Here is a 7,655-nt window from a genome sequence, read left to right on the forward strand (position 1 = left end):
CTCGCCACGGATTTTGCTATCATCACTGTATAAACATACAGGTTTCATGAAAGTGCCGTGGCAACACCAGTCTCTCCCTACGCTCTCTACTATCTGCTGAACTTCGAGCGCGCTCTGGCGTGGCTCGCGCAGCGTTACGACGACGTGTTCGACGCTCACGAACACGCGTTTCTGCGCGAGTTCGCCGCGTTGCCGCAGTCTTCGCGCGCGCTGCTGGTTCGCATGCTGATGCGCAAAGGCACGCTGTTCCGCGCGAGCCGCCTGTCTTACGACGAGATCGGCTGCCCGTTGCAGGCGGCCGCGCCGATCGCGGCGCTCGGCTGGCTCGACACCGAACCGGGTCTTTCGCTCGACGAGCTCTTCGCGCTCACCACGCGTGCCGGGTTGATGGAGATTTTCGCGGACGCCATCGCGCTGATTCCGGGCGCGAGGAGCCTGCGCAAACCGGACCTGCTGGAAACACTGCGCCCGTTCTATGCAAGCGAGAGCGACGAGGAAGGCGCCACGGCGCGCCCGCTTTCGGCATGGCACGGTCGAACTGAAGACCGCGTCCTTCACGTGGCGATCGCGCCGCTTTGCGAACGTCTGCGTTTGATGTTCTTCGGCAATTTGCAGCAGGAGTGGTCGGAGTTCGTGCTCGCCGACCTCGGTGTGTTCCAGTACGAGAAAGTGGCGTTCGCGCCTTCGTCGCGTGCGTTCCAGCAGCGCGCGGACGTCGACGTCTATCTCGCCTTGCATGCGTGCCGCGAGGTGCTCGAATGGCTGCCCAGCGGCGAAACGGAAGCGGCTGCGATCGACGACCTCGTCACTTCGATCGCCGCCATCGAAACTGCGAACCCCTGGCTTGAAACGCGGCGCGCGAAACTGTTGTTTCGCATCGGCTACCTGTGCGAGCGTCGGCAGAACTGGGCGACCGCGCTCGCCGTTTATGAGCGTTGTGCGTGGCCCGGCGCGCGTTATCGACGCACGCGCGTGCTCGAACGCAGCGAGCGTTTCGACGACGCCTTCGCGCTGGCCTCGCAAGCCGCCGCCGCGCCGGAAAGCGAAGAAGAGGCGCAACGCGTCGCGCGCATGCTGCCGCGTTTGCAGCGCAAGCGCGGCGGGGCGGTGGCGCGTCTGCCGGCGGCTCGGCCGGTCGAGCGCAGCACGCTCGTGCTGCCGCGGCCCGAGGCGCCGACGCCGGTTGAATACGTCGCCCGCGATCATTTGACGTGCGAGACCGCACCGGTGCATTACGTCGAGAACGCGCTGATCAACTCGCTGTTCGGGCTGTTGTGCTGGGAGCCGGTCTTCGCGGCGTTGCCCGGCGCGTTTTTTCATCCGTTCCAGCGTGGTCCGGCCGATCTGCACGCGCCGGATTTTCATGCGCGCCGCGCGGATCAGTTCGCCGCGTGTCTCGAACAACTCGATAGCGGCCTCTATCGCGAGACGATTTTGCGGCATCTGCATGGCAAGGCGGGGCTGCAATCGCCGTTCGTGTTCTGGGGGATGCTCACGCCGGAACTCGTCGCGCTGGCGCTCGACTGTCTGCCGGCCGCGCATCTGAAATTGTGGTTCGAGCGTTTGCTGTGCGACATCCGCGGTAATCGTTCAGGTTTGCCGGATCTGATCCGCTTCTGGCCGGCCGAGCGCCGCTATGAGTTGATCGAAGTGAAGGGGCCGGGCGACCGCTTGCAGGACAACCAGATTCGCTGGCTCGCGTATTGCGCGCAGCACGGCATGCCGGTGCGCGTGCTCGACGTGCGCTGGGCCGATGAAGCCGTAGTCGCGGAAGGTGGCGCGGCTGAAGCTGCTATCGAGGTCGCTGCCACCGAAGCCAACGGCGAGGTCGCGGTCGAGGCCACCACCGAGGCCACCACCAAAGCCACCACCAAAGCCACCACCGAGGCCACCACCGAGGCCACCGCATGACCTACGTGGTCGCCGTGCGGGCGATGTGCGAATTCACCGCGAGGCGCGGCGATCTGGATCTGCGTTTCACGCCGGCGCCGACCTCGCTCGAAGGCATGGCGGGGCACGTGACGGTCGCCGGCCGCCGCGCAAGCGGCTACGAAACCGAAATCACGCTGACGGGCACGCATCGCAGCCTCACCGTGCGCGGCCGCGCCGACGGCTACGACCCGCAAGCGAACCGGCTGGAAGAGGTCAAGACGCATCGCGGCGATCTCGAACGGATGCCGGCCAATCACCGCACGCTGCATTGGGCGCAGGCGCTCGTCTACGGACATCTGCTGTGTCGCGCGCGCGGGCTCGCCGAGTTGACGGTGGCGTTGGTGTATTTCGATATCGGCACTCAGAAAGAGGTGTTACTAACGCAAACGCATCCCGCGCGCGACCTGGAGATTTTCTTCGTCGAGCAATGCGAGCGGTTTCTCGATTGGGCCGTGCAGGAAGAAGCGCATCGGGCCGAGCGCAACGCGGCGCTCGACGCGCTGCAGTTTCCGCATGGCCAGTTTCGCAGCGGACAGCGCGAACTGGCGGTGTCGGTGTATCGCTCGGCGCGCGACGGCAAGCCTTTGATGGCGCAGGCGCCGACCGGCATCGGCAAGACGCTCGCGACGATTTTCCCGTTGCTCAAAGCGTGTGCGTCGGACCAGATCGACCGGGTGTTCTTCCTGACCGCCAAGACGCCGGGCCGCGCGCTGGCGCTGGACGCGATCGAAACGCTCCATCAAGGCGCCACGCGCCTGCCGTTAAGAACACTCGAACTGGTCGCGCGCGACAAAGCCTGTGAGCACCCCGACAAAGCCTGCAACGGCGAATCCTGCCCACTTGCGCGCGGTTTCTACGACCGGCTCGACGCAGCCCGCAGTGTGGCGCTGGCCGGTCCGCGCCTCGACCGCGCGGCCGTGCGCGAAGCGGCACTCGCCAACGACGTCTGTCCGTACTATCTGGCGCAGGAACTCACGCGCTGGGCCGACGTGGTGGTCGGCGATTACAACTACTACTACGACAGCAGCGCGATGCTGTATGCGCTCACGCAGATCAACCAGTGGCGCGTGGGCGTGCTGGTCGACGAGGCGCACAATCTGCTCGACCGCGCGCGCCGCATGTACACCGCGTCGCTCGATCAGGCGGCCTTCCGGCTTGCGCGCAAAACGGCGCCGGTCACGTTGCGCAAGCCGCTTGAACGGCTGCAACGCGAGTGGAACGCCGTCAAGCGCGCGCAGACTGCGACCTATCAGGTCTATGCCGATGTCCCCGGCAAACTGCTCTCCGCCGCGCAAAATCTGATCGGCGCCGTCACCGATCAACTGGCGGAAGCACCGCTTTCCATCGACGAAGCGTCGCTGCGCTTTTTCTTCGACGCGATGCATTTCGTCGCGCTGGCCGAACAGTTCGGCGAGCATTCGATCTTCGACCTCACGCTCACTACAGACCGCTACGCGCCGCGCGACAAAACCAATGCCACGCTCTGCGTGCGCAACGTGATTCCCGCGCCGTTTCTCGCGCCGCGCTACGCGGCCGCGCGTACCACGGTGATGTTCTCCGGCACGCTCAACCCGCATCATTTCTATCGCGACACCCTAGGCCTGCCTGAACAAACCCAATGGCTCGACGTGGAAGGGCCGTTTCGCGCCGAGCAGTTGCAAGTGCGCGTGGCCGGCAACGTATCGACGCGTTGGCGCGACCGCGAGCGTTCGCTCGTGCCGATCGTCGATCTGATCGCGAAGCAATACGCGGCGCAGCCGGGCAATTATCTGGGCTTTCTGAGCAGCTTCGAATATTTGCAGCGCGTGGTCGCGCTGATGCGCGAGCGGCATCCGGACCTGCCGGTCTGGGCGCAGGAACCCGGCATGGACGAAGCGGCGCGCGACGCTTTTCTCGCGCGCTTTCGCACCATGAACCAGGGCGTGGGCTTCGCGGTGCTCGGTGGTGCGTTTTCGGAAGGTGTCGACCTCGTCGGACAGCAATTGATCGGCGCGTTCATCGCCACCCTCGGTTTGCCGCAAATGAACGAGATCAACGAACAGATGCGCCGCACGATGGAGACGAAGTTCGGCAACGGCTACGACTACATGTATCTGTATCCCGGTTTGCAGAAAGTGGTGCAGGCGGCCGGACGTGTGATCCGCACGGAGCAGGACCAGGGTGTGGTGCATCTGATCGACGACCGTTATCGGCGGCCGGAAGTCCGGCGGTTGCTGCCGCGCTGGTGGGACGTGCGATAGCGCGGCATAACGGCGCTTCATAAGCGCGCCTCTTTACCTCCCAGGTAATCGACCCGCGTACCGCCGCACGGCACAGTGGCGGCACGGCATCACGCTTTCCACTTGAGGCCGCAACCATGTTGCATGGGACCAGGGCGCGCTGCGCAGGACCAGAGTAAGTGCTGAAGCACTAACTCCGGATCGCCATAAGCGCTAAAGCGCCAACTCTGGTCGACAAAGGAGACTTCCATGAACGCGACCGCACCGTATCTCGCCGACGAACCGAACACCATCCGCACCGCAGACAACACACGCCTTTTCTACCGCGACTGGGGACAGGGCACGCCGCTGGTATTCCTCTCGGGCTGGACGCTGAACTCCGACATGTGGGCGTACCAGATGGAACCGCTGTCGCGCCTCGATTGCCGCTGCATTGCGTACGACCGGCGCGGGCACGGCCGTTCGAGCGACCCGGGCCGCGGCTACGACTTCGACACGCTCGCCGACGATCTGGAAAGCGTGTTGAGCGCGCTCGATCTGAGCGGCGTCACACTGGTCGCGCATTCGATCGCGAGCGGCGAAGCGGTGCGTTATCTGACGCGTTACGGTTCGGCGCGCGTCGCCCGGGTCGCGTTCGTCGCGCCCGCGGCCACGCCGTATCTGCTGAAAACCGAAGACAACCCGAACGGCATCGACGCCGCTTTATTCGAGCAGGGGCGCCTGGCGCTGAGCCGCTCCTTTCCCGACTGGATCGAGGCGAATGCGGCGCCGTACTTCGGGCCGGGCGTGTCGCGCGCGCCGCTCGACTGGACGATCCGCATGATGCTGCAAACCTCGCATCAGGCGATGCTCGAACTGGCCCGCGTGCAGACCATCACCGATTTCCGCGCGGAACTGGTGAAGATCGAGGTGCCGTCGTTGATCGTGCATGGCGACCGTGACGCGTCGGCGCCGCTCGAATTGACCGGGCGGCCCACCGCGGCGCTGATACCCGGCGCGTCACTGCATGTCTACGAAGGCGCCGGCCACGGCTTTTACTTTACTCATGCGGAGAGGTTGAACCAGGATTTGCTGGCGTTCCTGGGCCGCCGGCCGGCTTAGGGTCGACGGGCAACTGGTCTTCCACCGGCGCGTCAGTCTGCTGGTCCGCGGCGGACGAAGGCGCATCGGCGGGCGGCGCGTCCTTCGGTGCGTCAGGTACGTCTTTGTGCGTGTCATCCGCTTCGATTTTCGCCGGCGCGCTTTGCGGGTCCCACGTCAGCAGGTTGCGCTGCGGGTTCGCGATCGCGATGCCGCGCTCGCGGAACTGGTCGAGAATGCGCCGGTTGAATTCGCGCTGCACACCCCAGCGCGCACTGTCGCGGCACTGAATCTGGCCGGCCAGCGTGATGGCCGAGCCGTCCAGCGCATCGACGCCCCAGAAGCTGAAGTCCGACAGAATGCCGTCCTTGAACTTGTCGTCCTCGCGCAAGGCCGCGCCGATTTCCTTCAGCGTGTTGATGGCGAGATCGACATCCTCGCCGAACACGATGTTGACCTTCACCGCCGCATTGCCGATGCCGCGGTTGGTGTTGTTCACCGTCGATACCGAACTGAACGGCACGGTGTAGAGCGAACCGTCGCCGCCGCGCAGCCGCACGGTGCGGACCGACAGATATTCGACGGTGCCGGACACGCCCGCGAGCGTGACCCAGTCGCCGACCTGCATCGCGTTTTCCATCAACAGGAAAATGCCGGTGATGAAATCCTGTACCAGTTTTTGCGAGCCGAAACCGAGCGCCACGCCGAAGATACTCGCGCCCGCCAGCAGCGGCCCGATGTTCACGCCGAGTTCGCTCAAACCGGTGAGCACCACCACCAGCGCGATGACGCAGAAGAGCGCGCTGCGCAGCATCGGCAGCAGGGTGCGCAAGCGTGCGGCGCGCACGAGGTCGCCGCTGGTGGTCCAACTGTCCAGCCGCTGTTCGACCGATACGTTGACGCCTTCCCACACCAGCAACGCGATCAGGGCCGCCACGCCGATCGTGATGATCGCCGACGCGAGCCGGTGCCCGACCGTGCCGGTACGGAACAGGTCGACCACATGCACGCCCCACACCTGCAACAGCGCGAGCGCGGTCACGATGCCGATGAGCCACGCCACCACGCGGCGCAGCAGCGGGTAATAGCGGTACGCGTGCTGGTGCACGAGCGACCTGCCCGCGTCGTCCTGCACATTAAAGAGCCGGGCCAGCGCCCCGAACACGACGATCGACACGACCCGCGCGCCCACCAGCACCGCCAGCGAAATGCCGCCGAGATGCAGCAGCGCGTGGTAGCCGTTCTGCACGTCGAGCGCCCAGATGAACCACAGCGCCATCACGACGAACACGGCGGCCCACGCCCAGACTTCGGCGAATACGTTGCCGAACATTTCGAGCGACTTGTGCGCGGTGAGGCGATTGCGGATCAATTCGCCGACCGGGCTCGCGCATTGCAGCAGCAGGATCGAGATCATGACGTGGCCGGCGAGCGCGACCACTTTCATCAAGGCAAGATGCGCCGCGTCGTTCAGGCCGAGCGACTGCGCGATCTCCGCGGCCGCGGAACCCGCGCCCACCACGCTGACGATCCGCACCATCCACCGTTGCACGAAAGCGGCCCACGCGTCGCTCATGCGCAGCAGGCGCAAACGCGGCGCCGCCGGTTGCAGGAAGAAGCCGCTGACGATCACGATCACGCGGCACAGCACGTAGATGTCGACCAGCGAATCGAGCGCGCGGTCTTGCGGCGTGCCGTCGTCGGTGAAGATCGACATCAGCGCGCTCGCCGCGCCGACGAACACCGCGAGCGGCAGCAGCCGCAGCACCACGGAGAGGAGCGCGCGCGGCAGGCGCCGCAGCAGCGTCCAGTGATGTTTGGCGTTCTGCTTGCCTTTGGCTTCGTTGACCTTGCCTTTCGCCTTCGTAGCGGCGGAGGTGCCTGACGGCACGGCCTCGGCTTGCGCCTGCGCCGCGCTCACCGATGAGGGCGGTGAAACGGGCAAGGGCGGCGCGGCGTTCGGCGCGTCGGCGGGTTGGGGCGCGACATCGACGGGCAGATCGGCTTGCGCGGCGTCGCCTTCGTCTGCCCGTTCGCGGCGTGCGGCCAGCGCCCTATAGGCGCGGCGTAGCAGCCGGCGCGCGAGCCATTCGAGCACGAGGGCGGGGATCAGCGCGGCCAGCAGCGACCACGCGACGTGGCCCAGCACGGCGCGCGCTTGTGGGTTGGTCGATTGCCAGTTCCACCAGGCGCGGACCGACGCGACGTCGAGCAGCGCGGCGACCGAACTGCGTAACGACTTGCCGAGGTGGACGGCCCAGTGCGCGCCCTGGCGGGCCAGTTGCGAGGCGAGGCCGTTGGACTTGAACGCCGCCGGCACGATGGCGGCGGCGCCGCTCGCCGCAGCGGGCGCCGAGGCGGCCGCGGGCGCGGAAGCCGGCGGCGCGCGCAGCGCGCCGGCGGCGGCAATGGCCTGCAACGTGT

Annotated in this window: 4 protein-coding genes; 3 read left to right on the top strand and 1 reads right to left on the bottom strand. The window is 66.2% G+C overall.

All coding sequences use genetic code 11. The annotated features are described in order from the left end of the window. Nucleotides 1-57: 57 nt before the first annotated feature. The 3 genes from PQR32_RS39450 (at nt 58) to PQR32_RS39460 (ending at nt 5,252) form a co-directional block, all read left to right on the top strand. Nucleotides 58-1,911, top strand: coding sequence for a VRR-NUC domain-containing protein (locus tag PQR32_RS39450; protein ID WP_408240504.1), 1,854 nt, complete (start codon nt 58-60; stop codon nt 1,909-1,911). After that, the gene (locus PQR32_RS39455; protein ID WP_408240507.1) at nt 1,908-4,172 is read left to right on the top strand and encodes an ATP-dependent DNA helicase; all 2,265 of its coding nucleotides are present in this window, start codon (nt 1,908-1,910) and stop codon (nt 4,170-4,172) included. Before PQR32_RS39450 ends, PQR32_RS39455 begins: the two co-directional genes overlap by 4 nt. A 228-nt stretch (nt 4,173-4,400) precedes the next feature. Beyond that, on the top strand, nt 4,401-5,252 hold the full coding sequence (locus tag PQR32_RS39460) for an alpha/beta fold hydrolase (protein WP_408240510.1): 852 nt from the start codon (nt 4,401-4,403) through the stop codon (nt 5,250-5,252). Here the strand turns inward: PQR32_RS39460 and PQR32_RS39465 are convergent. Then, on the bottom strand, nt 5,191-7,655 hold a 2,465-nt coding region (locus PQR32_RS39465), incomplete at its 5' end, for a mechanosensitive ion channel family protein (protein ID WP_408240513.1). The genes PQR32_RS39460 and PQR32_RS39465 overlap by 62 nt on opposite strands.

Source organism: Paraburkholderia dipogonis, assembly GCF_046027395.1.
Classification (GTDB): domain Bacteria; phylum Pseudomonadota; class Gammaproteobacteria; order Burkholderiales; family Burkholderiaceae; genus Paraburkholderia; species Paraburkholderia dipogonis_A.

What these genes read in the sequence shown, in the direction of transcription:
- PQR32_RS39460 (WP_408240510.1), top strand. Translation starts at nt 4,401, where the DNA reads ATGAACGCGACCGCACCGTATCTCGCCGACGAACCGAACACCATCCGC.
- PQR32_RS39455 (WP_408240507.1), top strand. Translation starts at nt 1,908, where the DNA reads ATGACCTACGTGGTCGCCGTGCGGGCGATGTGCGAATTCACCGCGAGG.